A 25,032-nucleotide genomic window follows, 5' to 3' on the forward strand; every position below is an offset into this window, starting at 1 on the left:
AGTGAATGAAGTACTACATTCAGCGCGGGCTGAACGAGTATGGACCCTATACTCTCGCCGACCTGCAGCGGTATATCGCTTCCGGCAATATCCAGCTCAGCGACCTGACCCGCAATGAAAGCATGACCGAGTGGGTGCCGGTATCAGAGGTCATCGGCAACATTCCTTTGCCGGCCCCGGCGGCGTCCGCAGGCGCACCCTACGGTTCAACTCCCGCAGCGGGCACGGGCACGGTGTACGGCGGCGCAACTCCCGCGTCGGCGACCGGCGCTGCGTCTGGTCCTTCTTCTCCGGGCTCCATCCCAACCTATGGCAATCCTGCCGGGTCGTACACAGGAGCATCAACACCGGCCGGCGGCACAGTCTACGGCAGCCCCGGCGCTCCAGGCGGTCCCGCGTACCCCGGAGCCCTGCCGGCGTATGAAACCGGAGCGATGCGCGGGGCCCTGATGCCACCGGATTTGCACTGGGCTCTGGTGCTGCTGATCGGTTTCTTTTGCGGCCTCTTCAGCCTGGTGTGGATGTTCATGGAAGCGTCTTTTGTCAAAAAACTCCGGCCACAAAACAGCGGCATGGCGTTCTATATAGGCGCCGTTGTTGTCTACGTTCTGACGGTAATCGTCTACTTCGGCGTCATCATAAGCGCTGTTGGCACGACAGGCGGCCGGGAGCCGGAGCTGCCCGTTGGAGCTTTACTGTTCTGTTTGCTTTTGGGTGTGACCGCATGGGCGCTGATGATCATCGGCAGTTTCAAATTGCGTGATGGGCTGGTGGAGTACTACAACACAGTCGAGCCCATCAACTTGCGCCTGAGTGGCGTAATGACGTTCTTTTTCGCCCTCTACTACTTCCAATACCATTTCAGCCGCATTGCTGCGTGGAAGAAAACCGGATACCTGGCGCCACAATAATAATGATTATCTCTGTGCAGCGTCGAGCGAACCTTTGGCTGGGGACATTCCTGTTGGGATGCGGGGTCCTTTACAACTTTCCCCCGCAGGATTACCACTTCTACCCGCTCTGCCCGTTTTATGCGCTGACTCATCTGTTGTGTCCCGGCTGCGGCGGCACGCGCGCGCTCTACCAGTTGTTGCATCTGAACTTATCTGCTGCCTGGAATTACAACGCGCTGGTCACCGTGGCGGCCCCTCTTTTTCTTGCCTGGTTTGCTTTCTGGTACTACTCGCTGATGCGCCATGGACGGTCGCCTGCATTCCGCATGCCGCGCGCCGTGATGGTTGGTCTGTACGTGCTGGTTGTGCTCTTTGCCGTGGCCCGCAACATGGGCTTCGGGTTTTCGATCTGACCTTGATGTGAGTTGTTGGAAACCGTATGCTTTCGCCCCGAATCCGCCGCTTGAAACTCGACTATGAATCGCTGCAGCAGCGTCTTGCCGGCTGGCCGGTGATTCGCATGGTCGGCACCGCCGGCATGCCGCCGGAGTTGTACCGCTTCCAGTACCTGCTGCGCGGGTTGTACGTCGCGCCGGACGGCGCCATTCTGGAGCGCGACGAGCATGTGCTGGAAGTCAATTTGTCGCTGGGCTACCCGCGCCGCGCGCCGCAATGCCGCATGCTCACTCCGGTGTTTCATCCTAATTTTGACGACAGCTCGGTATGCATCGGCGATTTCTGGGCGGCTTCCGAAGGGCTGGACGACCTGATCGTCCGCATCGGCCGCATGATTGCCTATCAGGAATACAACACCAAGAGCCCCCTGAACGGCCTGGCGGCAAAATGGGCGGCGCAGAACCCCCAGCTGCTGCCGGTAGATGCCCGCCCTATTGCACCGCCTTTGGTGCAAACGGCGCCTGATCCCCAGGTATCACAGCCGTTACCCCAAGCTAGTTCCACCGGGGTTCCTGAGCCCCAAGCCGGCACGGAAAGCCCTGATCCCTGGAACGGGAAGATCGTTATTCCTTAAGCAACTCTGGTTATCACCAGGCCCATCAACCTCCGTTCGAGGGAACAAATCCATAGGGACCGAAGATCGCGATTTCTTAAATCGACTTTGCAGTCTTCTTCACGACCCCACCTCTCGCGAGTCCTTCTTTTTAACCAGCGCGGCCGGAGAAGTCGCGTTGCGCGGAGCGCGTAACGGAGTTGTCAGCCAGGAACGGGAATCAGGGCATGTCTTCCCGATTTGGAGACATCAATTTTCTGTTCACAGAACAAGTAGCTTTGTAGTAAACTCCTTCAACATTGAACTGTCTTCCAGGTATTGGGATAAAGGCCAATTTCAGCGCGAAAAATATTGAAGGACGAAGGGAGATTCCTGCCCTGAAGGAACCACCATCACCGCCCTTCCCGGCTTCCTCTGTTCACTATTAAGAACGACAGATGCGGCAGAATTCCAAAAACTTGTGAGGTCACTCCGAAATGGTAACGCCCCTTGGGAAGATGAAGTATGCATTAGCTTTCTTTTTTGTACTATTGGCCGCCAACTTTTTGATGGCGCAGAATGTCCGCGACGGCGCGGGCGTGAACAAGGCGCCGGACGGCGCAGGCCACGGCACCCACGATGCTGCCCCCACCGGCCAGACCGTGGTCACCGGTAACGGCATCAACTACAACGGCGGCCCGGTCATGAAGGGCACCGTCAATGCCTACATCATCTGGTACGGCAACTGGAACAGCACGGGATCGAACACCGCGGCCACCAAGAGCGCGATCGAGCATTTCCTGGGCACGATCGGCGGCTCGGCGATTGAACTGGTCAACACCACCTACGGCGACAACACCGGCAACGTGAGCGGCAATGTGGCCTTTGGCGGCAGCACCACCAACACATCCACCAAGAACCTTACTGACAACGGCGTACAGAACGTTGTGGCTGGCGCGCTCAACAGCGGAGCTCTGCCACGTGATGCCAACGGCGTGTACTTCGTGCTGACCTCCTCGGGCGTCAATGAGACCTCAGGATTCTGCACCCGCTACTGCGGCTGGCACACGCGCGCCACCCTGGGCGGCGTGGACATCAAGTACTCCTTCGTCGGCAACGTGGACCGCTGCCCCTCGGGCTGCGAAATCCAAGCTACCGGCCCCAATAGCCCGGCGGCGAACGTGGGCGGCATTGACGGCATGGCCAACGTGATCTCGCACGAACTGGAAGAAGCCATCTCTGATCCTGACCTGAACGCCTGGTTCGACTCGAGCGGCCAGGAAAACGCCGACAAGTGCAACTTCAACTTCGGCGCCACCTCCACTTGCAACGCGAACGGTCTCTGCACTCCGGCGGGCACGGCAGCCGCCGCCAAATATAACCAGACCTTCGGCAACAACAATTACATGCTCCAGCAGAACTGGCGCAACTCCGGCGGCGGCGCCTGCGCGCAGCACCTCTAATCCTTGACCGCATCAAAAAGGCCGTCTGCTCATGCAGGCGGCCTTTGTTTTGTGGCCCAGCCGTGACGGCTGGCGGCTTGCAAGATCCTTCCCGAAATGGAACGCCTTCTCCATAAATCCGGTTTTCGATACAACACGAGAGCAAGCCAGCCGTTCCAATCAAGCTCGTGGTACAGTTCTGAAACTTCGGGGGCAGATCTGCATTGCTTTTCTGGAAATGAAAGTCACGGCCCACGGGCCCAACCAAATTTAACCTCGGCTTCTTCTGTTCATTCATCATCAACAGACGCAGCAAATTCCAAACCTGTGAGGTCATCCGAATGAAAGCTCCCCTTGGGAAGATGAGATACGCTTTAGCTTTTCTCTTTGTGATTCTGGCCGCCAACTTTTTGATGGCGCAAGTCCCCTTGAACCGGGGCCAGAACGGCGACGATACCCCGGACGGGAAGCACGGCAAGTCCGGCCAGACCACAGCGGCGGTCCCCGCCCCGATTGGCGAGACCGTGACTCTGGGCAACGGCATCAACTACCACAATGGCCCGGTGATGAAGGGCAATCCCGTCCATACGTACATCATCTGGTATGGCAACTGGGGCGGCAGCGGATCGAACACGGCTGCGACCAGGAGTCTGATCGAGCACTTTCTGGGAACCATCGGCGGATCGGCGATTGAGCTGGTCAACACCACCTACGGCGATACCACGGGCAACGTGAGCGGCAACGTCAGTTTCTCCGGCAGCACCATCGTCAGCAGCAGCACCAATCTGAGCGACTCGGGCGTGCGCACCCAGGTAGCCAACGCCATCAGCAGCGGAAGACTTCCCAGTGACACCAACGGCGTGTACTTTGTGCTGACGTCCTCAAACATCAACGAGACCTCGGGCTTCTGTACGCAGTACTGCGGCTGGCACACCCATGCCACAATCAACGGCGCGGACATCAAGTACTCCTTCGTCGGCAACCCGGACCGCTGCCCCAGCGGCTGCGAAATTCAGACCACCGGCCCCAACAGCCCGGCTACAGGAGTAGGCGGCGCCGACGGCATGGCCAATGTCATCTCCCACGAGTTGGAAGAAGCGATTTCCGATCCCGACCTGAACGCCTGGTTTGACGCCAGCGGGCAGGAAAACGCCGACAAGTGCAACTTCAACTTCGGCGCAACCTCCACCTGCAATGCGAATGGTTTGTGTTCTGCCGCGGGCACGTCCGCTAAGGCGAAATACAACCAGACCTTTGGCAGCAACGACTGGATGCTCCAGCAGAACTGGCGCAACTCCGGCGGCGGCGCCTGCGCGCAGCACCTCTAAGCTTGCACCTCTAGCTGTCACGGGGCCGTTGCTGGGCTGGACGGCCCCTATTTATTGGATTCACAGCGCATTGCCTGACAACGTCGAGCTCTACTCGGGTCCCCGGTGGTACCGATGACCGTCAAGCTGCTTCCCACCTCGCGCCGATCGCAGACCTGGTCTCGGCGAAGGCGCTGATCCGTGCTTCTTAAGTTGAATTTGATGTTTCTCTTCACACCCAGCGCCGCGTAAGCGATTTCTCCTTACTACGAGCAGACATCGCTGCTTCGGACTGCATCGCGTTGCAGAAGCGTGCCGCCGGGATGCTCGCGCGCGAGGCTATTTTTGTGCCGCCATCCCGCTTTGGAACGTCATTTTTCTTGCTCAAAACGATTTGCTTTCGTAGTAAACTCCTGCAACGTTGAACTGCTTTCAGGGCCGGGGACGAAGGGTGAAATAGAGAAACAATCGGCCGCGTGAAACCGGAAGGTCCGGTTTGTCCCAAAACCCGCATTTTTTTAACGGCTTCTTCGATTTTATCGACGGACAACATTCCAAACTTGTGAGGTCATCCGAATGAAATTTCCCCTTGGAAAAATGAGATATGCCTTAGCTTTTCTTTTTGTAATTCTGGCCGCCAACTTCCTGATGGCGCAGCAAACCCACGACGGCGGCGGGCAAAAGTTCCCCGACGGCAAGCACCAGGGTAATCCGGCCCCCGCGCCCGAGGCCGGCCCTATTGGCGAGACCGTGAACCTGGGCAACGGCATCAACTACAACGGCGGCCCGGTGATGCCGAACACTCCGAATGTTTACATAATCTGGTACGGCAACTGGAACGGCACCGGATCGAACACCGCGGCCACGCGTAGCGTGATTGAGCACTTCTTCTCGACAATCGGCGGCTCAGCCCTTGAGCTGGTGAACAGCACCTATGGCGATGCCACCCACAATGTGACCGGCCTGGTAAATTTTGGCGGCAGCACGATTGTCAGCTCCAGCAAGAACCTGAGCGACAGGAGCTTGCAAAGCACCGTGAGCAACGCGATCACACCCAGCGGGCCCCTGCCGCGCGATGCCAACGGCGTGTATTTTGTCATCAGTTCCTCCAACATCAATGAAACCTCGGGCTTCTGCACGCGCTATTGCGGTTTCCATACGCGCGCGACCCTGGGCGGTACCGACATCAAGTATGCGTTTGTCGGCAACGTGGACCGCTGCCCCTCCGGCTGCGAGATCCAGACCACTGGCCCCAACAGTCCGGTCACAGGACAGGGTGGCATTGACGGCATGGCCAACGTGCTCTCCCACGAACTGGAAGAAGCCATCTCTGATCCTGACCTGAACGCCTGGTTTGATTCCAGCGGCCAGGAAAACGCCGACAAGTGCAACTTCAATTTCGGCGCCACCACCGTGTGTACAACTGCCCCTTGTACAGCAGCGGCCATCAGCGCCGGAGCCCGCTTCAACCAGAATTTTGGCAGCAACAACTGGATGCTCCAGCAGAACTGGCGCAACTCGGGTGGCGGCGCCTGCGCGCAGCACCTCTAAATTACCGAAGCAGCAATATCAGGCCGTCCGTCATCGCGGGCGGCCTTTTTCGTTGTCCCGCTGGCAACCCGACGTTGGACTCCTTCCCAAAATGGGACGCTGCTTCTGTTGAGTTTGTGTTTCCGGTGCAACTTGCAGCTTAGAGCTGTTCTCACAAAATAGGTTGTAGTACAGTTCTGAAATTCAGCGAGCACGCTGCACGGCCCCGCCTGGTCAGTTGGGTTCACGGGGCATTCACAAAACCTTGGCTTCTTCTGTTCGTTCTTAGAAACATGGATACAGCAAAAACACCAATCCGTGAGGTCACCAATGAAGATTCCCGTCGGAAAAATGAGACGCGCCTTAGCCTTACTCTTCGTAATTCTGGCCGCCAACTTTTTGATGGCGCAGGAGCTGCTCAAGCAGCATGTTGACAACCCGGGGCAGACCCCGATGAAAGACCAGGTACCCAGCGGCCACGTTCCCGGCGTGCTCCCGCAGACCATGGAGCGGGCCGTTTCCGGCCCCATCGGGCAGGCTGTGGTCACCGGCAACGGCATCAACTATCATGGCGGTCCGGTGCTGAAAGGCGATCCCGTAAAGTTCTACGTGATCTGGTATGGCAACTGGTCCGGCAGCGGGTCCAACACCGCCGCCACCGTCAGCCTGGTTGAGCATTTCATCAACACCCTGGGCAATACACCCTACGAAAAGATTGCCACTACCTACGGCGACAGCACCGGCAATGTAAGCGGCAACGTAACGCTTGGCGGCCACACTTTTGTGAACACCACAACCAACCTGACCGATACCCGCCTGCGGACCACGGTCGGCAACGCCATCAGTAGCGGCGCGCTGCCCAACGATCCCCAGGGCGTATATTTTGTGCTTAGCTCCTCGAACATCAACGAGACGTCGGGCTTCTGCACGCAATACTGCGGATTCCACACCCATGCCACGCTCAGTGGATCGGACATTAAATACGCCTTCGTCGGCAACCCGGACCGCTGTCCCAGCGGCTGCGAAATCCAAACCACCGGCCCTAACAGCCCAGCTACGAATGTGGGCGGCGCCGATGGCATGATCAACGTATTCGCGCACGAACAGTTTGAAGCCATCACGGACCCCGACCTGAATGCCTGGTTTGATGCCAGCGGCCAGGAAGACTCCGACAAGTGCAACTTCAACTTCGGCACGACCTCAACCTGCGGGCCAGGCAGTCTGTGTACCCCTGCCGGCATTGCCGCGGGTGCAAAGTACAACGTGACCTTCGGCGGCAACGACTGGATGCTTCAGCAGCAATGGGAAAACGCTGCGGGCGGCAAGTGCGTCCTGCATCTCTAATCCCTGACCACAAGAGGCCGTCTGCCGGACAGATGGCCTTCTTTTGTCCCATCCATGTTGCGCGGAGGGGGTCTTGTTTTGATTAAAATCAGAGTTGTCACAGGAGAGTGCTCCAAAATGCCGGTTTCCTTTTTTCAACGTCTGCTGCCCGTCCTGATTGCTTGCACCGTCTTCGCCACGGCGCAAGAGCCGGTGAAGCCCAAGCTCAATCCGCGGATCGTGACTGCGACCAAGCAAGCCACGCTGTTCTCCGGACTCGAGATACAACTGCTCAAGGCCGTGCAAAAGAAAGACCAAGCCGCCGTGCAGGCGATGTTGACGGAGGACTTCATGGTCGAGATGCCGAATGCCGACCCGCTGCCCGGCGAAGACTGGGTGGATTCCGTGATGGCCAAAGATTTCACTCTGAAATCGTTCGCCATGCGGGAGGTTTCGGTGGTGGACCTGGGCAATGCCGCGGTGGTGAAGTTTGAGAGGCGCCAAAACACCATCAACAAGGGCAAGGCTGAAGGCGGCGAGTATTTTGTGGTGGACGTATGGAAAAAAGACGGGGACACATGGAAGCTGGCCAACCGCTTTGTGTCCAAGAGCGCGACGACTCCGTATGCAGCCAAGTCCCCGGTAAAGCCCACCGGCAAGCAGTAGCTTTTTCTGCTGCCGACCTGCCGCAAAACCCGGCCTTACGAGCGGTTGGCGTCGCGGAACAACGCGACCAACTGGCCGGCTTCGTCCTGGCTGGCGTCGGTGACCAGATAGCATTGGCGGCCGCCCGCGCTCCAGGAGCTGACGGTAAACGAAAGATCGTGGTTCCACGCGGGTTCGCGCGTGGAGCGGTCGCCGGCCTGGAAGATGAAGATGGAAACCTTGTGCAGACCTGCCTGGTAAACCAGCTCCGCGCCGGCCTTCTGTTGCGCGTAGACCAGATTGCCGCCGACTAGTTTGAAGGGCGAGTCCTTGGCCAGTTCGGGCGGATTAAAAGTGAAGGGCAGCTTGCCCTGATACCACGGCTTGACCGTATGCCGGTCGTCGGAGACTACGTCCAAGTGGTTGGTCGCCGACATGGACACGTGCTGGTCCACCAAGCCGGCGATGACCGGGTCTGTTTTGGTGCGCGGCCACAACATGAACCCCAGAGCTGCGATCAAAACCGCAGTCACCGGCGCCAGGCCCCACTTCCACCACGGGCTTACGCCTTCCCGCCGGCGAAGCTGCTTGAACACGGCGGCGTGCAGTTCCGCGGGAGCGGCGAACTGCTTGCCGGCCACGCGCACGGCCTTCTTCATGTCCAAATGTGCCGCCAGCGCGGCGCTGCACTCCGCGCAACCGGAGAGATGAGCGGCCACGGCATCGTGCGCCCGCGGATCAAGCTCGTCGTCCGCGTACAAAGCGATTTTGTTCAACAATTCGCAGCTCATGCCTTTACACCTTGAGCTTTCTTGGTCTCCAATATTTCCAGAATGTGCCCGCGTAATTGCTTTCTGGCGCGCGCCAGCCGGGACATCACCGTTCCCACGGGAATGTCCAGCGCTTCCGCAACTTCCTGGTATTTCATTTCTTCCACGTCGGCCAGCAGCAGCACTTCCTGGAAACCTTGCGCCAGCCGCGCAATGCCTTGCCGCACCAGTTCAGTGTCCGCGCGCCGGATCAACTCCAGCTCCGGGGTGTGATAACTGACGACGGCATCGTCCAGGCCATCTTCGTCTTCCTGCTCGGTGCTGCGGCGTTCGAGCCCAGTGCGGCTGGTCAGGAAGGTGTTGCGCAGGATGCGGAACATCCACGCACGAAAATTTGTGCCTTCGCGGAACGATCCCAGGGCCTTCAGCGCTTTGGCAATCGTCTCCTGCACCAGGTCGCGGGCCTCGTCCGGATCGCCACTGAGCCAGCGGGCAAAGTTGTACAGCGGGTCCAGCAGGGGAAGCGCCAGCTTTTCAAAGTCTGAATTCTGAAGGCCGCTCACGTGTCCTCGAAACCCAACCAGGGTCGCCACCATTCTATTCCCGTTACCTTGAAATTGCGCCGTGCGGCGAGCTGCGCTCGTCTCGCGACGAGTGAAATTGCGCGCGCCCGCGAATGCATCGGCAAAACTCATGCTAACCGGCGTTCACTCCGCTCAAGAACCCGCCCAGATGTCCAGTGAAAGCCACGGCCAGCGCAGCCAGCGCTTCCAAACCCAGCACGTAAACTGGCGATGACTGTTCCGGTTTTCGCCGGACGCGAAACTGGATCCACCAAATCAGCCAGATCAAGACAGTGGAACTCACGCCCAGCGCCAGATGAAGCAGCAGGACGCCTTTGAGCCGTTGGCCTTCCAGTTGCCAGCGCCACGCGAGAATTCCGGTCGCCACCACAGGCAACGAGGTCGCCGCTGCCACAAGCAAGTTGAAGTACGCCACGGTGGCCAGAATGCTCCGGCGCGTCCAGTGCGCGGCAAAATCAAATCCCACACTGGAGAGAAACAGCGCGATGGGAAAATGCACCAGCACCACGTGTTGCGCGTGTTTGGCCAGCAACGCCGACTTGAGGTCAAACGGGTTCACCATGGCTTATTTCACCACAACTTTCGCAACCATCTTGGGATGGAGCGAGCAGAAGTAGCTGTAGGTCCCTGGCTTGGTAAAGGTGTAAGTGAAAGCGTCGTCCGTGTCCAGGGCCTTGGACTTGAAACTCTTGTCGTCGGCGACCACGGTGTGCGGAACGTCGTCGTGATTGGTCCAGCGCACGGTGGTTCCCTTTTCAATGGTCAGCGGGTTGGGCGAGAAGGTGAAGTTGTCAATCTTCACCGCGGCTGCGGGCTGGTCCTCTCCTGGACCCGCCGTCGAAGGTGCCGAGGGCGCGGCCGCAACTGCCCACGTTTGCGGCCCAGCACCCAGCGCGATCATTGCCAGGCAGGCGATCATCGTCGCCAGACCCGTCTTCCAGAACGTTCTTTTCATTTGCATCTTCCTTTTCCTTTATTTTTCTCAGTTAGCTTGCGGCTTGCGTCGCGATGATTCGTTCTATTCCAAGCTCTTATCAATCACCGCCAGCGTGTTATTGCCGCGAACATAGTTGACTTCTTTCACGCCAAGCAGGCTGCGCAGTTGTTCCGCCGGAACTTTCATCGGTCCGGGCGACGGCGCTGCTCCCGGTTTGGGTTGAGGGAACGCCGTGGAACACGCGGTGTGAAAGGTGATGTTGCCTTCTACTTTCTGCATGGTTTGGTGGATGTGCCCGTTGAGCACGGTGACCGAGCCGAACTTCTTCAAGTACGCGAGCGCCTGCGCGCTGTCGTCCGTGCCCCATCCCCACTCCGGATAGACGCTCCACAGCGGAATGTGCGCGAACACGACGATCGGCGTGCTCTTGGACAAGTGCTTCACGTCTTTCTCCATCCACTCCAGTTGCTCATGGCCCAGGCTGCCGAGGCCGCCGGCTTTCAAGTCCTGCACGTTCACCAACCCGATGAAGTGCACGCCGTTCTTGTCAAAGCTGTACCAGCCGGCGCCATGCGAACCTTTGCCGTAGCGCTCGCGATATTGCTCGCCGTTGTCGCCCAGCACGTCGTGTTCGCCGGGGACGTAGAAGATGTCTTTGGGTTTGGCGTCCTTGAGCACCTGGTCCACGGTGTCAAACTCCGCCGGCTTGGAGAGGTGGCTGATGTCGCCGGTGTGCAGGATGAACGACGGCGCAACCGGCAGCGCATTGATTTTGCCTACCGCCGCTTTCAATGTGCCCACCACATCCGGGTTGGCGGCTTTGTCGAAACCCATGTGGCTGTCACTGATCTGGACGAAGCTCAGCTCGCCGGCGGCCGCCTCCGCGCCAATCTCCGACAGGCGGCTCAAGCTGTAGGACTGCAGCACGCCGCCCTTGATCACGCAGAACGCTCCGGTGCCGGCCCAGGCCATGCACTTGAGGAAGCCCCGGCGATCAACGCCGTCGTGGTTGTGGTCGTGGACGATTTCATCTTCTTTCTTCTGGGGCCGGTTGGACATGATGTTCTCTCCTTGAAGGAAATTGGCAGCTCCGTACCGACGGCTGCGCTGCTCTGTCACTGGGGATAACTGAAGAACATGAGAAATATTCCTTGGCGGCCAGGTTTCGACGAAAATTGGCAGGTTCGATGGCCTTGAGCGGTTTGGAGTAAAGCGACAAGAACAGAGCCAACAATATAAAGGGCGAGGCCGACTTGCGTGCCGAGCCCGTCGCCACGGACGCTTGTGAATCCTTGTGAAAACGGCAATCGTCGGCGGTTTGGAGCGAAGCGACAGGATTATTAGGGGGCAAGACCGTTGCAGCCACGGGCTTGCCCCGAGCGAGCAGGGTTACTGCGTTTGTGAGAGAACGCGCCGGCCCCCGGCCCTGTGGCCAGTCGTCGGCGCCTTCATCTGTATAACCAAGGCAACCAGCGTTTATTCCCGATCAAAGTTCAAGATGACGGTAAAAAGGACGAAAAATTGGGCACTTGCGGCGACAACTCTGTGACATTATCTGACTGTAAGAGCCGTATGCTAGAAAGCACCATAACAATAGAGCGTTTTGAAGGCCGCCGACTGGCATCGGAGCTTTCCAATTTTATTGGTTTTGCATGAGAAATTTATTCGTAGAAAGCTCCGCCTCAGACTCAGGCCAATGACTTTCCCTCGCGCCCATCATCCAACTCGTAGCATCCAACGAGACAGATACCATGTAAACAAGAGCGCCATTCTCTATTTGTGTTCCCGTAATGCGCCCGTCTTCATTGCTGAGCTTGTTATGTATCAACGTTCCAATCGCAAAAGTCATGTCCACAATTATCTCACCGTATCGAATGCCATGTCTCACATCCGGCTATGGCAGCGAGAACAGCGGAAATAATTACGGTGAAAATCTCTTGGTCCGTCACCCAAGGAATGTCTCTCCCCATCTTGCGATAGATCGTTCGTCCTTCCTTTGAGAAAAGAAGGCGGTAATGTGCAGCTTCATTGATGGGGTGGAACGCGATTAGAACATACGCAACACTTAAGGCCGTGTTTGCAGCCCTTGGCGCCAATGCTCCAGTTGCCGGCATAATTACGCAAACAGTTACAACCGCAAGAAGCGACGCCAAGTTTAAATAATCAGGTAGCGGTAGCCATGTAATGCGACGATTATCAGCCTGGGTGATTTCGCGATTGAGTCGCCATCCGAAGGCGACGATCTGAAGAGAGATCAGGGCTGCGATGAGTTGTGGAGGCATACTTTCACCTAAACGGGAAGGTGCCATCTTATCGCTTCCGAGGAGCAAACAAAAGCCCCAGACCGAAGCCTATAATTTGGGAACCTTATACTTTTGGCAGCAGTCTGGGTATGTAGTTGCATCCAACCTTTTTATGGCTATCATGCTGCATTCTCACAATAGGATTGGGGTGAACTGGATTTGAGCTCCGCCAAGCCGCACAGTCGAACATTGATTCTGGCGTGCCTTCTGCTGGCAGCGTTGCCGTGCTGCGTAGCGGTGAGCGCCGTCGCGCAGAAGGAGACGCCAACTCACCAGGTGGCGAGCGTCCTGGCCCGGCCCAGCGTGGAGCCGGCCCTGGAACTGGCCTTCCGCGACATGTACAACCTGGAATTTGATGCCGCTCTGCGGAAGACAGAAGAAGCCAAGGCATTGGACGCGCAAGATCCCACGCCGTGGATGGCCCAGGCCTGCGCCGTGCTGTTCCGGGAATTCAACCGCTTGCACATCCTGACCAGCGAGATGTTCGCTTCCGACGAGAAATTTGACGCGCGTCCCGTCCAGACTTGGGACGCAGCGTCAAAGAAACAGTTTGACGAGGCTGCCAGCGCCGCGGAGAAGATTGCGCAGAAGCGCCTGGACCGCGACAAAAATGACGAGAAAGCGCTGTTCGTCCTGACCATGGTGAACGGCCTGCGCGCCGACGACGCCGCGCTCATCAGCAAGAAGAACCTGGCGGCGCTTTCCTACACCAAGGCCGCCGAAGGTTTCGCCGAGCGACTGCTGGCGCGCGCCCCCGAGTATTATGACGCCCACATCGCCACCGGCATGGGCAAGTACATCATCGGCGGCAAAGCGGCTCCGGTGCGCTGGATGCTGCGCCTGGGCGGGCTCAAAGGCGACCAGGCGGAAGGAGTGCGCGAACTGGGCCTGGTGGCCGACCACGGCCACTATCTGGCCTCGTTCGCCCAGATATTGCTATCTTTTGACGACCTGCGCCACAAAAATACAACGTCCGCGCGCAAGCGTCTCAGCGCGCTCCACAACCAGTTTCCCAACAATCCGCTGTTCGTCCAGGAGATGGCCAAGCTCGATCAGCCGGCCGCGGGCGCGGGGCATTGATCCGGTGCGTTCTGGGCAGTTTTTTGGGCCTGCTAAGCATTCACTTCTTCGCGCGATCGTACTGCGGCGGCCACTGGATGTCCTGGCCCAGAGCGCGCGCCGCGGTCAGCGGCCAGTAAGGGTCGCGCAGAAACTGGCGCGCCAGAAACACCACGTCAGCCTGGCCGGTGCGGATAATCTGGTCGGCCTGAGCAGGATCAGTGATCATGCCCACGGCCCCGGTGAGCACTCCGGCTTCCTGCCGCACGCGTTGAGCGAAGGCCACCTGGTAGCCGGGACCAACCGGAATTCTGGCGCCGGCCACATTGCCTCCTGAGGAACAATCAAACAAGTCCACGCCGCGGCCCTTCAGGGTTTGCGCCAGGGTGATGGAATCCTCCGGCGTCCAGCCGCCTTCCGTCCAATCCGAGACGGAGATGCGCAGGAACAGCGGATACTTTTCCGGCCACACGCGCCGGACGGCATCCACAACCTCAACCACCACCCGCATGCGGTTTTGCAAAGGACCGCCGTACTCGTCTTTGCGGCGGTTGCTGAGCGGCGAAAGGAACGAGTGCAGCAAGTACCCGTGGGCGGCATGCAGTTCTACGATCCTGGCTCCGGCAGCTTCCGCCCGGCGCGCTGCATCGGCAAAAGCCTGGACGACGGCGGCGATCTGCTCCCGGCTCATCTCCTGCGGCGTTTGATAGCCATCGGCAAAGGGCAGAGGACTCGGGGCCAAAATGGGCGACCATCCGCCTTCCTGGGGTGAAATCGGTTTGCCGCCCTTGAAGGGCGCGCTGGTGCTGCCTTTCCTGCCGGCGTGCGCCAGTTGCGTGCCGGGCACGGAGCCTTGCTTTTCGACGAAGGAAAACACGCGGCGCAGCGGTTCCACGTGGGCGTCACTCCAGATACCCAGATCGTCAGGGCTGATTCGGCCGTCGGGAGTCACAGCGTTGGCTTCCGTCAGCACCGCGGCGGCGCGTCCTACGGCGCGTGTTCCCAAATGTACAAGGTGCCACTCGTTGGCCAGGCCATCGGTGCAGGAATACTGGCACATGGGCGAAACCAGGATGCGGTGCGGCAATTCCACGCCGCGCATACGGAGCGGTTCAAATAGGTGGGCCATAGTTGAAAAATGAGTGGAAATACAGAATGTCCATTGTAACGGTTCCGGCTTCTAACCCGAATTTCCGCGCGGGATGCAACCGGAACCCGCCGAAACACCTTCTAAGGTTTTTTGTCGGTTGAATTCAGGCCGGCAAATGAGGCAAATTTGCGCTATGCGGTATCCCGTACCACCGAAGTACAAGGAGTTTAAGGACGACTGGGGTACCGGCTCGCGCGAAGGATATGAGGACCGCGGCGCTTTCCGCCCGCCACGCCCGCCGAAGAGAGATCCCGGAAGCCCCATTCTGCGCTATCTGGGCATAGCCTGCATAGCCGGCGGAATGTTCTGGGGCACGTGGTTGGTGACCCAGGGCGGGGACGTGGTCAACATCCTGGAGACCAATCGCGGTCCAGTCGTCCTCATTGGCCTGGGCGTAGTCGTGGCCGTGCTGGGCAAATACCTGCGCTTCTGAGTGGGGCTTGGCGTTTCTAAGAAGATTCTTCCTGAAAAGATTTTCCCCTAAAAAAGATCAGTGGTCCGCGTAGTATCCGTCCCGGCTCTGTACGGTCATATCCTTCTGTTTCACCTGCAGGTGGATCTTGTGATATCCCGCGAGTTCCGCACGGTCTGAGGTGTACCCCAGGCTGTACTGGCCGCGCAGTTCTTCTTCGATCTGGCTGAAGATCTTGTCCACCGGATGCCTGCCGGAAACTTCAAACAAACGTCCGCCGGTCTCCTTGGAGATACGCTCCAATATCTTTTTGCCGTCCGGACGCTCCTCTTGAGGATATCTGCGGCGACCACCGCCGCCACCGTAAGGACCGCGGCGTCCCATGCCGCCGCCGAAACCGCGGTCGCGATTGCCGTAGTCTTCATCATCTTTGTACAAGATGGAATACACAATGGTGTCAGAGCGCTGGGCCGCTTCAATCGCCGATCCCAGCGACACTTTGCTGCCACGGTCCACGCCATCGGAAAGAATGATGACCGCCTTGCGGCCTTGCTGCTTCTTCATCAGTTCGTCGGAAGCGAGATAGACGGCATCGTAAAGTAGCGTGCCATGGCCAAAGCTGACTCTTCTTGTCCCGCCGCCGCGGCCACCGGGATAGCCGGAAGGCGGTCCGCCTCCGCTGCCGCCACTGCTGCTACTGCTGTCACTGGGCCGCCCGACTTGCAATGAATTGAGCGCAACCTGCAGCTTCTGATGCGAGTTGGTGAGGTCCTGCAGCAACTCCACTTCGTGATCAAAGTGGATGATGAACGCCGCGTCCTTCTCCTGATGTACCATCCGGTCGAGGAAGGTGTAGCTGGCGCTGCGTTCCTTCTCCAGTACCCGCCGCTGGCTGAAGCTGGTGTCCACCAGCAGGCCAAGGGTGAGAGGAAGATCGCTTTCCCGGGAGAAGTAGTGGATGACCTGCGGACGCCCGTCTTCTTCCAGCACGAAATCATCTTTAGTCAAGTCGCTCACGATCTTGCCGTGCTTGTCGCGAACCGTGGCTGGAACGTTCACCACTTTCACCTGCACGGAAAACGAGGGCTTATCATCCGTCTGCGGAGCCGAAGCTGGCGCCGGAGCGGGCGTCGTTTGCGGGACGGGCGTGGGCTGCTGGTTGGGCGATGTCTGCTGCCCCGGCTTTGGCTGCTGCGCAGGCGTTGATTGTTGGCAAAGCAAGGGCACGGCACACAGCGCCGCGAACATGAACACAAGCGCAACGGCTTCCCGCGCAGGATGGGAGAGAAGATTCTTATGGGTCCGCATTTTGGTAGCTGCTCTCTGCAGGCTGCCCGGCTTGGGCCAGCTCCTAGGCATGTAAGAAGCATGAAAACACATGCGCGAAAGGCTTTGAGGTAAAGAAGTTGTAAAAGGTGGCAGGCTTTGGGGCCGCGCAGAACCGCAAGGTTTAGTTGAGCTTCAGTTGGAGTGTCTGGGCCAGCTTTCTCTGTTGCAGATCGAAACTGTAAAGCACCTCTGCCCCCAACTCCATCGCAGGCGCTATGTGCAACAAATCCGCCGTCCGAGTGCCGAGCTTAGCAGTGGTCCGGAGGGACAACTGGCGCGCGCGGTCGAAAGCATGCTCCGGCAGTGCGACGAGCTGGAAAACGTGGCTCTGGAGGTCGCTTTCGAACGCAACTAACGCCGCGCGGGCCTGCGCGGGAGAGAGCTCTTTGCGAAAGACACGAAGCTGCAAAGCGTTAACCACTTCCAGTTCGCCCAATGTGGAGACCAGATGTTGACCTTTGGAAGCTTGCATGACGCCCGCAGCAGCCGCGGAATTGGCGTCCGGGCTGTACAAGGATACGAGGAAACTGGTGTCCACGTAGATCTTCAATAGCGGTTCCGGTCCTTGGCCACCAGTTCTGCCCCGCTGACAGCCAGCACTTGATCGCCATAGATCGTCCGCAAACGCGCCAGAAAGTCAGGGGTTCTCACCGGCCCCCCTTCGCCCTCCGGCACCAGCCGGGCGATGACTCGCCGGCGCCTGGTGATTTGAACTTCTTCTCCCTGTTTCAGCAGGCGTTCAATCTTGGCGAAGCCGTAGCGGAGGTCGCGGATGGACGCTTTCTTCATTTGTGACACATTATAGCATCACATACATAATTCTTCCATGTTGAACTCGTTGATTTTTAAAGTATTGAACGCGTTCAAAATAATTCTTGACATCCGTTGCATTGTCGCGTTATTTTGAACATGTTCAGTTAAGCAAAACGGCGCCAAATCATAAAGGAGGAACTATGTATTACCTGAACCAATTGCCCACCATCGTGATTGCTTACCTCGTCTACATCCTGATCAGCGTCGTGCCGACCATCTGGGTGGCGCGGACGCTGCACAAGCGCGGCGCCATCTTCCTGGTGGACGCCTTCCACGGCAACGCGGAACTTGCCGGCTCGGTCAACCACCTGCTGGTGGTCGGCTTTTACCTGATCAACATCGGCTTTGTGTCCCTGGCGATGAAGACCGAAGGCGTGATCACCAATTCGCGCGCGGCCTTTGAGATGCTAGGCGACAAGCTGGGCGTTGTGCTGCTGGTGCTGGGCGCGATGCACTTCTTCAACCTGGTGATCTTCTCGGTGATTCGCGGCAAGGCCCGCGACCACGCGCCGCGTCGCCCGCCGGTGGCCCCGGACGCAACTCTTAGAATCAGCGTCCCGCCGCCGCCGCTTCCCGCGACGCGATAACCGAGTGGCCGGTCCGGCGAAGTGCGGACCCATCGCGGACTGCCCTCCCCCAGGGGAAAAGCCACCATCGCCACCCAAGAAGGAGATGAATATGGAAATGCTCTACGTGCTTTATGATCCCAAATGCGAGTTGTGCGAACGGCTGAAAGACTGGCTGCTGATACAAAAGCAGTGGCTGGGGCTGAGCATGGTCCCCGCCGGTTCGGAGAAAGCCAAAAAGCTGTTCCCAGACCTGGACCAGATTGCCACCTGCAACGACCTGGTAGTGATCAGCGATGAAGGCCAGGTGTACATGAACAACTCGGCCTGGATCATGGCGCTGTACGCGCTGGAAGAGTATCGTGATTGGGCCTGCCGGCTGGCGCACCCGCTGCTGCTGCCGTTTGTCCGGCAGGCCTTTGAGGCCATCTCCCGGAACCGGCACGCGATTTCGCGCTGGCTGAAATACACTCCGGAAGAAACGGCTTTGCAGTTGCGGAAGGTGACCTTGCCGCCCTGCGAGATTCGCGAAGGGACCGTTTCCGACTTCTTACAATGAGTACCTCTATGACCACGACACCGATGAAAATCCGTCCTACGCCGCGCGCGGAAGATACGCGTCGCCGCATTTACGAGGCCGCACTGGAGATGTTCCGCGAAAAAGGCTTTGAACAGACCACCATGCGGGACATCGCCGCCAAAGCGGAAGTCGCGCTGGGCGCCGCCTACTATTACTTCTCCGCGAAGGAAGGCATTGTCCTGGCTTTTTACCAGGATTTGCAGGAGTCCAGCCACGAATCCATTTTGCAAGCCATGGGTGCGCATAAGAAGCTCAAGGAACGGCTGCGCTGCGTGTTTGAAAAACGCTTTGACTCGCTGATGCCCAATCGCAAGTTCTGTGACGCGCTGTTCCGCCACGCGCCGGACTCGAGCGACCCGCTTTCGCCCTTCAGCGCGGAGACGCGTCCCATCCGCGAGCGCGCCATCGAACATCTGCGCGAAGCCGTGGACGGCAGTGAAATCAAGGTCCCCGCGGACCTCAAGCCGCAGCTTCCCTTCCTGCTGTGGCTGTACCAGATGGGACTGATTTTGTTCTGGCTGTATGATCGCTCGCCCCGCCAGCAGCGCACGGAGAAACTAATGGACAAGAGTTTGAACCTGGTAGTGAATTTGCTGCGGATATCGTCCTTGCCGCTGATGAAGCCGCTGCGGAAGATGATGCTGGAGCTGGTGGAAACGATGGCGGTGTAGATTCGAAATGCGACGAGCAAGTTTTTGTGTCGCCCCTACGGGGCTCACTGTCTGGGACGCAGCCTACCCAGGCCTTCCAGCCTGGGCTAACTCATTTCGCGCCTCCGGCGCTGGGTCTGCGGAGTAAAATGCACAGAATCGTCTCAACAGTTGCCGCAATCGCTGGAGTTGGAGTCGCCTTCTTTTGGATCAGAGCGATTGGGGTAATGCACTACGGTGTGAAGCTCTCGCCATTCTGGTATGGCGTCATGTTCATAACTTGCCCGCCGATCTTTCTTCTGCGTCTCGAATTGCACTGGTCCTTGGTACCGCTTGTCAACGCGGCGATCTACGATGGAGTCGCGTGGGTTACGGTACGACTTAAGCAAGGGCGCCGATCGCAACGGCCGACAGAAGGCTCCACCGCAGGCTAGGAAATCTCTTCTTCCCTGCCCTGCTGGTACCATCTCCAGCTGAACCAGGCTAATGTTCCCAGCATGCCGCACCAGGCGACGAGCCGCGTGGCGTTGCCGATTTGAATGGCATGCGGCAGCACGCCGAGTTGGGTGAAGATGCGCAGCCAGTCATGCTGGGACTCGTCGGCGATGGCGCCGACGGTCACCAGAGGAAGCTCCAGCCGAAGCGCGTCCGCCATGTAAGTGGCCACGCCGGTCAGGCTGTGGAAGAAGGCAAACACGCAGAAGACGGTTCCTGGAAGTTCTTTTCGCGCGACGAACCCCGCGGCCAGCAGCGCCGGTACCAACAATTGAAAAATTGTTCCGCCCCACAGGCCCAGTGTTTCGCCGAACCAGCCAAACAGCAGATGCCCGGCTTCATGCGTAACCAGGTGCACGTTGTCGAGCAGCGTGAGCTGGCCAAAGTTGAAAGCCAGAAAGATCAGAAGGAAAGCGTAGAAGACCTCCCAGGCGACAAAATAGCGGCGCGGGAGCGGTTGCCAGTGGATTTCGGGAATCTGCATGGGCCTGATTGGTAAATGATACCTGCGCAGGACGGGCAAGATCGCCGTGATCGCCGTGATCGCCGCCATCGCCGCCATCGCCGTCATCGGAAGTCAAAAAGCGGAAACCTTAGGTCTGAGCCACATTGATTTGGAAGGATTGCTTGAATACGGATTTGGCGCCATCACGTCCAACAATTAGGCCAAGCGAGAACGCCTTAAGAGGTGACAGCCGGCCGAAACAACATTGCATCCGTTGCGTTGCCGGACAACTCCAATCTTAGTTAACATAAGTGTTAGTTAACATAAAAGATCTGACCCCCATGCCTAGACTTATCTTCAGCACCGTCGCCCCGCTTCTGATTGCATTCGCGGCCACCGGCTGCGGCAACAAGGCTTCCGCGGACAAGCCGGCGGGGATGCCGGCGTTTCCGGTAAAAGTCATCACGGTGCAGGCGCAACTGGTCCCGCAGTCCACTGATTATCTGGCCACGTTGAAGTCGCGCAACTCCGCAGTACTGCAACCGCAGGTGGAAGGCGACGTGACCCGCATCTTTGTCCATTCCGGCGACCACGTGGCGGCTGGCGCGCCGCTGCTGGAAATTGATCCACGCAAACAGCAGGCCACGGTCAACAACCAGGAGGCAGCGCACAAGTCCAAGCTGGCCACCATGGAACAGAACCGCATTGACCTGGAGCGCAAGAAGAAGCTATTTGCAGCGGGAGTGATCGCCAAGGCTGATCTGGACCAGGCGCAGTCGGTGTATGACTCTTCCAAGGCCGACGCCGAAGCGCTGGAAGCCAGCATCCGCGAGCAGCGGGTCCAACTGCGCTACTACACGGTGAACGCGCCCACGGCGGGCGTGGTTGGCGACATCCCGGTACGCGTGGGCGACCACGTCACCAACGCGACGCAGCTCACCACGCTGGATATGGGCGGCCAACTGGAAGCCTACCTTTACGTTCCGGCGGAGAAGTCGCGCGACATACGCGTGGGCATGCCGGTGGATCTACTGGATGAAATCGGCCAGCCGGTGACGCGCACGCGGGTGTCCTTTGTCTCGCCGCGCGTGGACCCCGATTCGCAAACGCTGCTGGTGAAGGCCCTGGTGGCCAACGCCGGAATGAAACTCCGCAACGCCCAGCAAGTGCACGCTCGTGTGGTGTGGTCAGAGCGCAAGCTTCCGATGATCCCGGTCACGGCCGTCTCGCGGCTGAGCGGAAAGCTTTTTGCTTTTGTGGCTGAAGGCACGGGACAGCAGGCCGTCGCCAAGCAGAGATTGATCCAGGTGGGCGACCTGATTGGCAATGATTACGTTGTGCTGGAGGGAATCCAGCCCGGCGAAAAAGTGATTGTCAGCGGCGTGCAAATGCTGGCGGACGGCATGCCGGTGATTCCGGGATCGTAAACCTCTTTACCACAGAGGTCACAGAGGAACACAGAGAACGCAAAGACCTTAACCACAAAGGGCACGAAAGAACACAAAGGCGGGCTTGAATTCGTACTCTAGCCGGGCCTTCGCGGCAGAGAAGGCATTTGTGAGGATTGCATCGCGCATGAGCGCTGGCTAAGCTTTGTCTGATCCGCGCTAGTCCGCGTTCATCCGCGGTAGGAATTATCCCCCATGGTCAATTTTTTCATTCGCAGGCCGGTATTCGCCACTGTTTGCTCCATGCTGATTGTTCTGGCTGGGGCCGTGTCTATTCCCACGCTGCCCATCGCGCAGTATCCCAACCTGACGCCGCCCACGGTGACCGTCAGCGCCTTTTATACCGGCGCGAACTCCCAGGCGGTGGAAACCAGCGTGACCGGATTGCTCGAGCAGGCGCTGAACGGCGCGGAAGGCATGCGCTACATGACTTCCACCAGCGGCAATGACGGCTCAGCTGCAGTGAACGTGGTATTTGACCTGGAACGCAACCTGGACATCGCCGCCGTGGACGTGCAGAACCGCGCTTCCACGGCGCTGGGCCGCTTGCCCATCGAAGTGCAGACCACGGGCGTGGGCATCAACAAGAGTTCCGGCTCGTTTGTCTGCGCGTTCGGCTTCTATTCTGACAATGACCAGTACGACAACCTGTTCATCAGCAATTATCTTGACGTGTACGTGCGCGACGCCCTGAAGCGGGTGAAAGGCGTGGGCAACATCCTCATTTTCGGGGAGCGCAAGTACTCGATGCGGCTGTGGCTGGACCCGGTAAGGCTGGCGGCACGCAACCTGACGGCGGCCGACGTGGTCAACGCCTTGCGCGAGCAGAACGTGCAAGTGGCGGCCGGCCAAGTGGGGCAGCAACCGGCGCCCAACAACCAGGATTACCAGATCAGCGTGCGCGCCGTGGGCCGGCTGAGCGATCCCAAACAGTTTGACCACATCGTGCTGAAGCGGGCCGGTGACGGCACGCTGGTCGAGCTGCGCGACGTGGGCCGCGCTGAACTAGGCGCGGAAAGCTACGGCGGCCAGCTGCGCTACAACGGCAAGAACGCCATGGGACTGGGCGTGATCCAGCTTTCCAACGCCAACGCGCTGGACGTGGACCGCGACGTGCAAGCCGAGATGGCGCGCCTCGCCAAACGCTTTCCTCCGGGACTGAAATACGCCGTGGCCTTTGACACCACGCGCGCCGTGGCCGACTCCATCCGGGAAGTGCTCAAGACGCTGGCGGCGGCCATCATCATCGTCATCATCGTCATCTTTCTGTTCTTGCAGGGCTGGCGCAGCACTCTGATTCCGGCCATTACCATCCCGGTTTCGCTGGTCGGGACGTTCATCTTCGCCAAGCTTTTTGGATTTTCCATCAACACGCTGACGCTGTTCGGGATCACGCTGGCCACGGGACTGGTGGTGGACGACGCCATCGTGGTCATTGAAAACGTGGAGCGCCACATTGAAGAAGGCATGCACGATCCGCGTGAAGCCACCAGGACGGGCATGCGCGAGGTGACCGGCGCGGTGGTGGCCACGTCCCTGGTGCTGATTGCCGTTTTCGTTCCGGTATCACTGTTCCCCGGATCAACGGGGCGGCTCTACCAGCAGTTCGCGCTGACGATTGCCTTCTCCATCGCCATTTCGGCCTTCAACGCGCTGACGCTGTCGCCAGCGCTGGCCGCGGTGCTGCTCAAACATCGCGAAACGCCCAAGGGAATGTTTGCGGCCATCAACCGTCTCATTCGCAGCGGCACTGCGGTGTATGGAACTTTTCTGCACTGGCTGGCCGGGTGGAAACCGGCGGTGGTTGTGGTTTTCGTGCTGACGCTCGTCGCGACAGGTTACGTCTACAACAAAGTCCCAACCAGCTTTATCCCGGCGGAAGATTCGGGATACTTCTTCGTGGTGGTGCAAGCGCCGCCAGGAGCGTCCTTGCAGTACACCACCAGGGTGCTGGACAAGGCCACCGACATCATCAACAACAACAAGGACGTGGCCGGCATGTTTGCCGTCCCAGGATTTGGCTTTAGCGGCTCGGCTTCCAACCAGGGATTGATGTTTGTGAGCCTCAAAGACATCAAAGAGCGCAGCGGCAAGGAGCACACGGTGTCCGCGGTGGTGGAAGGCTTGCGCGGGCCGTTGATGGGCATTTCAGAAGCCATGGTCACTCCGTTTGCGCCGCCTGCCATCTTTGGACTGGGAACGTTCGGCGGGTTTGCCTTCGAACTCCAGCAGACCGGCGGCGGCAGCCTGGATGAACTGGAAAGCACGGTGGGAGCCTTTCTGGCCAAGGCCCGCCAGCGCAAGGAACTCACCGGAATGTACAGCCCGTTCACCGCGCGCGATCCGCAGTTCGTGGTGGAGATTGACCGGGAAAAAGCCAAGAGCCTGAATGTGCCTTTTTCGCAGATCACCTCAGCGCTGCAGATTTACGTGGGGTCAGAATACGTCAACGATTTTGACTTCAACAACCGCAGCTACCGCGTGATGGTGCAGGCCGACCAGGCGTTCCGCTCCAAGCCTCGCGACCTGCGCCAGTACTACGTGCGCTCCGACGATGGCCGCATGATCTCACTGGACAACCTGGTCACGGTGAAAGAAGGCACCAACGCCAGCCTGATCAACCACTACAACATGTTTCGCAGCGTGGAAATTGACGGCAGCGCGGCGCCCGGCTACAGCTCCGGTCAGGCCATCAAGGCCATGGAAGAAGTGGCCAAAGAAGCCTTGCCAGGCGGCTACCAGTACGAGTGGACGGGAATTTCCCTGGAAGAGATCAATTCCCGCGGGCAGTCACTGATGCTCTTTGGCTTGGGCCTGCTGGTGGTGTATCTGACCTTGTCCGCGCAGTATGAGAGCTTTGTGCTGCCATTCATTATTCTGCTGGCCGTGCCCATGGCCATGCTGGGCGCGCTGGGCGCGGTGATGCTGGGGTCGCCGTTGTACGCAGCCTGGTTTGGCCACGGCCTGCAAAATGACGTTTACTGCCAGATTGGGCTGGTCATGCTGATCGGCCTGGCCAGCAAGAACGCCATTCTGATTGTGGAATTCGCCGAGCAACTTCAGCATCGCGGGATGGGACTGGTGGAGTCGGCGATTGAAGCCGCGCGCCTGCGCTTGCGGCCCATCCTGATGACCTCCGTCGCGTTCATCCTGGGAGTGCTGCCGCTGGTGTTTGCCACCGGCTCCGGCGCGGCCGGCAGGAACTCCGTGGGAGTCACGGTGTTCGGCGGGATGATCGTCTCCACGTTCCTGAACGTGGTCATCATTCCCGTGCTGTACATCGTGGTGCGCGGCTGGCTGCCGATGAAGGTCAAGGCACTGGACGAAACGCCGAGTCTGGCTCAGGAAGCGTCCTAAGCAAGG

At 58.9% G+C, this 25,032-nt stretch carries 27 protein-coding genes; 15 read left to right on the plus strand and 12 right to left on the minus strand.

Annotation, left to right across the window (positions count from 1 at the left end; translation table 11 throughout):
- The first annotated feature begins 5 nt into the window (after window positions 1-5).
- The 5 genes from LAO20_00915 (at window position 6) to LAO20_00935 (ending at window position 4,651) form a co-directional block, all read left to right on the plus strand.
- Window positions 6-911, plus strand: coding sequence for a GYF domain-containing protein (locus LAO20_00915; GenBank protein MBZ5529965.1), 906 nt, complete (start codon window positions 6-8; stop codon window positions 909-911).
- 2 nt (window positions 912-913) lie between these two features.
- Window positions 914-1,306 (plus strand): DUF2752 domain-containing protein, encoded by a 393-nt coding sequence (locus LAO20_00920; GenBank protein MBZ5529966.1) that lies wholly within the window; start codon window positions 914-916, stop codon window positions 1,304-1,306.
- 26 nt (window positions 1,307-1,332) lie between these two features.
- The gene (locus LAO20_00925) at window positions 1,333-1,923 is read left to right on the plus strand and encodes a hypothetical protein (GenBank protein ID MBZ5529967.1); all 591 of its coding nucleotides are present in this window, start codon (window positions 1,333-1,335) and stop codon (window positions 1,921-1,923) included.
- A gap of 476 nt (window positions 1,924-2,399) precedes the next feature.
- Complete coding sequence (locus LAO20_00930; GenBank protein MBZ5529968.1) at window positions 2,400-3,344, plus strand: EXORDIUM family protein; 945 nt, start codon at window positions 2,400-2,402, stop codon at window positions 3,342-3,344.
- 341 nt (window positions 3,345-3,685) lie between these two features.
- On the plus strand, window positions 3,686-4,651 hold the full coding sequence (locus LAO20_00935; GenBank protein ID MBZ5529969.1) for an EXORDIUM family protein: 966 nt from the start codon (window positions 3,686-3,688) through the stop codon (window positions 4,649-4,651).
- A 211-nt stretch (window positions 4,652-4,862) separates the two neighbouring features.
- Here LAO20_00935 and LAO20_00940 read toward each other — a convergent pair whose 3' ends face one another.
- Window positions 4,863-5,183, minus strand: a complete 321-nt coding sequence (locus tag LAO20_00940; protein MBZ5529970.1) for a hypothetical protein — start codon at window positions 5,181-5,183, stop codon at window positions 4,863-4,865.
- Between the two features lie 44 nt (window positions 5,184-5,227).
- Here LAO20_00940 and LAO20_00945 point away from each other — a divergent pair, with 44 nt between their 5' ends.
- From LAO20_00945 to LAO20_00955, 3 genes are all read left to right on the plus strand, one after another.
- The gene (locus tag LAO20_00945; protein MBZ5529971.1) at window positions 5,228-6,181 is read left to right on the plus strand and encodes an EXORDIUM family protein; all 954 of its coding nucleotides are present in this window, start codon (window positions 5,228-5,230) and stop codon (window positions 6,179-6,181) included.
- Between the two features lie 330 nt (window positions 6,182-6,511).
- Window positions 6,512-7,504, plus strand: coding sequence for an EXORDIUM family protein (locus LAO20_00950; GenBank protein ID MBZ5529972.1), 993 nt, complete (start codon window positions 6,512-6,514; stop codon window positions 7,502-7,504).
- Between the two features lie 117 nt (window positions 7,505-7,621).
- Complete coding sequence (locus tag LAO20_00955; GenBank protein MBZ5529973.1) at window positions 7,622-8,149, plus strand: nuclear transport factor 2 family protein; 528 nt, start codon at window positions 7,622-7,624, stop codon at window positions 8,147-8,149.
- Window positions 8,150-8,184: 35 nt separating this feature from the next.
- Here LAO20_00955 and LAO20_00960 read toward each other — a convergent pair whose 3' ends face one another.
- The 6 genes from LAO20_00960 to LAO20_00985 all read right to left on the minus strand — a co-directional run bounded on the left by LAO20_00960 (window position 8,185) and on the right by LAO20_00985 (window position 12,728).
- Window positions 8,185-8,919 carry a zf-HC2 domain-containing protein gene (locus LAO20_00960; protein ID MBZ5529974.1) on the minus strand — a complete coding sequence of 245 codons (735 nt, stop codon included), beginning with the start codon at window positions 8,917-8,919 and terminating at the stop codon, window positions 8,185-8,187.
- Complete coding sequence (locus tag LAO20_00965) at window positions 8,916-9,494, minus strand: sigma-70 family RNA polymerase sigma factor (protein ID MBZ5529975.1); 579 nt, start codon at window positions 9,492-9,494, stop codon at window positions 8,916-8,918. Before LAO20_00965 ends, LAO20_00960 begins: the two co-directional genes overlap by 4 nt.
- Window positions 9,495-9,594: 100 nt before the next feature.
- Window positions 9,595-10,044 carry a DUF2231 domain-containing protein gene (locus LAO20_00970; protein MBZ5529976.1) on the minus strand — a complete coding sequence of 150 codons (450 nt, stop codon included), beginning with the start codon at window positions 10,042-10,044 and terminating at the stop codon, window positions 9,595-9,597.
- A gap of 3 nt (window positions 10,045-10,047) precedes the next feature.
- Window positions 10,048-10,383: a cupredoxin family copper-binding protein gene (locus tag LAO20_00975; GenBank protein MBZ5529977.1), complete on the minus strand. Its 336-nt coding sequence runs from the start codon at window positions 10,381-10,383 to the stop codon at window positions 10,048-10,050.
- 117 nt (window positions 10,384-10,500) lie between these two features.
- Window positions 10,501-11,478 (minus strand): metallophosphoesterase, encoded by a 978-nt coding sequence (locus tag LAO20_00980; GenBank protein ID MBZ5529978.1) that lies wholly within the window; start codon window positions 11,476-11,478, stop codon window positions 10,501-10,503.
- Between the two features lie 803 nt (window positions 11,479-12,281).
- Window positions 12,282-12,728 (minus strand): hypothetical protein, encoded by a 447-nt coding sequence (locus LAO20_00985; GenBank protein ID MBZ5529979.1) that lies wholly within the window; start codon window positions 12,726-12,728, stop codon window positions 12,282-12,284.
- A gap of 153 nt (window positions 12,729-12,881) precedes the next feature.
- Here LAO20_00985 and LAO20_00990 point away from each other — a divergent pair, with 153 nt between their 5' ends.
- Window positions 12,882-13,802: a hypothetical protein gene (locus tag LAO20_00990; protein MBZ5529980.1), complete on the plus strand. Its 921-nt coding sequence runs from the start codon at window positions 12,882-12,884 to the stop codon at window positions 13,800-13,802.
- A gap of 40 nt (window positions 13,803-13,842) precedes the next feature.
- On the opposite strand, the gene LAO20_00995 is transcribed toward LAO20_00990, so the two are convergent.
- On the minus strand, window positions 13,843-14,910 hold the full coding sequence (locus LAO20_00995; protein ID MBZ5529981.1) for an NADH:flavin oxidoreductase/NADH oxidase: 1,068 nt from the start codon (window positions 14,908-14,910) through the stop codon (window positions 13,843-13,845).
- 154 nt (window positions 14,911-15,064) lie between these two features.
- On the opposite strand from LAO20_00995, the gene LAO20_01000 reads away from it, so the two are divergent.
- Window positions 15,065-15,364, plus strand: coding sequence for a hypothetical protein (locus LAO20_01000; GenBank protein ID MBZ5529982.1), 300 nt, complete (start codon window positions 15,065-15,067; stop codon window positions 15,362-15,364).
- Window positions 15,365-15,421: 57 nt separating this feature from the next.
- On the opposite strand, the gene LAO20_01005 is transcribed toward LAO20_01000, so the two are convergent.
- The 3 genes from LAO20_01005 to LAO20_01015 form a co-directional block, all read right to left on the minus strand.
- The gene (locus LAO20_01005) at window positions 15,422-16,651 is read right to left on the minus strand and encodes a VWA domain-containing protein (protein ID MBZ5529983.1); all 1,230 of its coding nucleotides are present in this window, start codon (window positions 16,649-16,651) and stop codon (window positions 15,422-15,424) included.
- 142 nt (window positions 16,652-16,793) lie between these two features.
- Entirely contained in the window at window positions 16,794-17,222 is a 429-nt protein-coding gene (locus LAO20_01010) for a type II toxin-antitoxin system VapC family toxin (GenBank protein ID MBZ5529984.1), read from the minus strand.
- Window positions 17,219-17,461: a hypothetical protein gene (locus LAO20_01015; GenBank protein ID MBZ5529985.1), complete on the minus strand. Its 243-nt coding sequence runs from the start codon at window positions 17,459-17,461 to the stop codon at window positions 17,219-17,221. Before LAO20_01015 ends, LAO20_01010 begins: the two co-directional genes overlap by 4 nt.
- A gap of 164 nt (window positions 17,462-17,625) precedes the next feature.
- Between LAO20_01015 and LAO20_01020 the strand changes: the two genes are divergently transcribed.
- From LAO20_01020 to LAO20_01030, 3 genes are all read left to right on the plus strand, one after another.
- Window positions 17,626-18,072 (plus strand): hypothetical protein, encoded by a 447-nt coding sequence (locus LAO20_01020; protein MBZ5529986.1) that lies wholly within the window; start codon window positions 17,626-17,628, stop codon window positions 18,070-18,072.
- Window positions 18,073-18,163: 91 nt separating this feature from the next.
- Window positions 18,164-18,610 (plus strand): DCC1-like thiol-disulfide oxidoreductase family protein, encoded by a 447-nt coding sequence (locus LAO20_01025; GenBank protein MBZ5529987.1) that lies wholly within the window; start codon window positions 18,164-18,166, stop codon window positions 18,608-18,610.
- 8 nt (window positions 18,611-18,618) lie between these two features.
- Entirely contained in the window at window positions 18,619-19,302 is a 684-nt protein-coding gene (locus tag LAO20_01030) for a TetR family transcriptional regulator (GenBank protein MBZ5529988.1), read from the plus strand.
- Between the two features lie 409 nt (window positions 19,303-19,711).
- Here LAO20_01030 and LAO20_01035 read toward each other — a convergent pair whose 3' ends face one another.
- Window positions 19,712-20,260, minus strand: a complete 549-nt coding sequence (locus LAO20_01035; GenBank protein MBZ5529989.1) for a hypothetical protein — start codon at window positions 20,258-20,260, stop codon at window positions 19,712-19,714.
- 302 nt (window positions 20,261-20,562) lie between these two features.
- On the opposite strand from LAO20_01035, the gene LAO20_01040 reads away from it, so the two are divergent.
- On the plus strand, window positions 20,563-21,648 hold the full coding sequence (locus tag LAO20_01040) for an efflux RND transporter periplasmic adaptor subunit (GenBank protein ID MBZ5529990.1): 1,086 nt from the start codon (window positions 20,563-20,565) through the stop codon (window positions 21,646-21,648).
- Between the two features lie 216 nt (window positions 21,649-21,864).
- The gene (locus tag LAO20_01045) at window positions 21,865-25,026 is read left to right on the plus strand and encodes a multidrug efflux RND transporter permease subunit (GenBank protein MBZ5529991.1); all 3,162 of its coding nucleotides are present in this window, start codon (window positions 21,865-21,867) and stop codon (window positions 25,024-25,026) included.
- Window positions 25,027-25,032 lie beyond the last annotated feature (6 nt).

This window comes from Terriglobia bacterium (assembly GCA_020072815.1).
GTDB lineage: Bacteria > Acidobacteriota > Terriglobia > Terriglobales > Acidobacteriaceae > Angelobacter.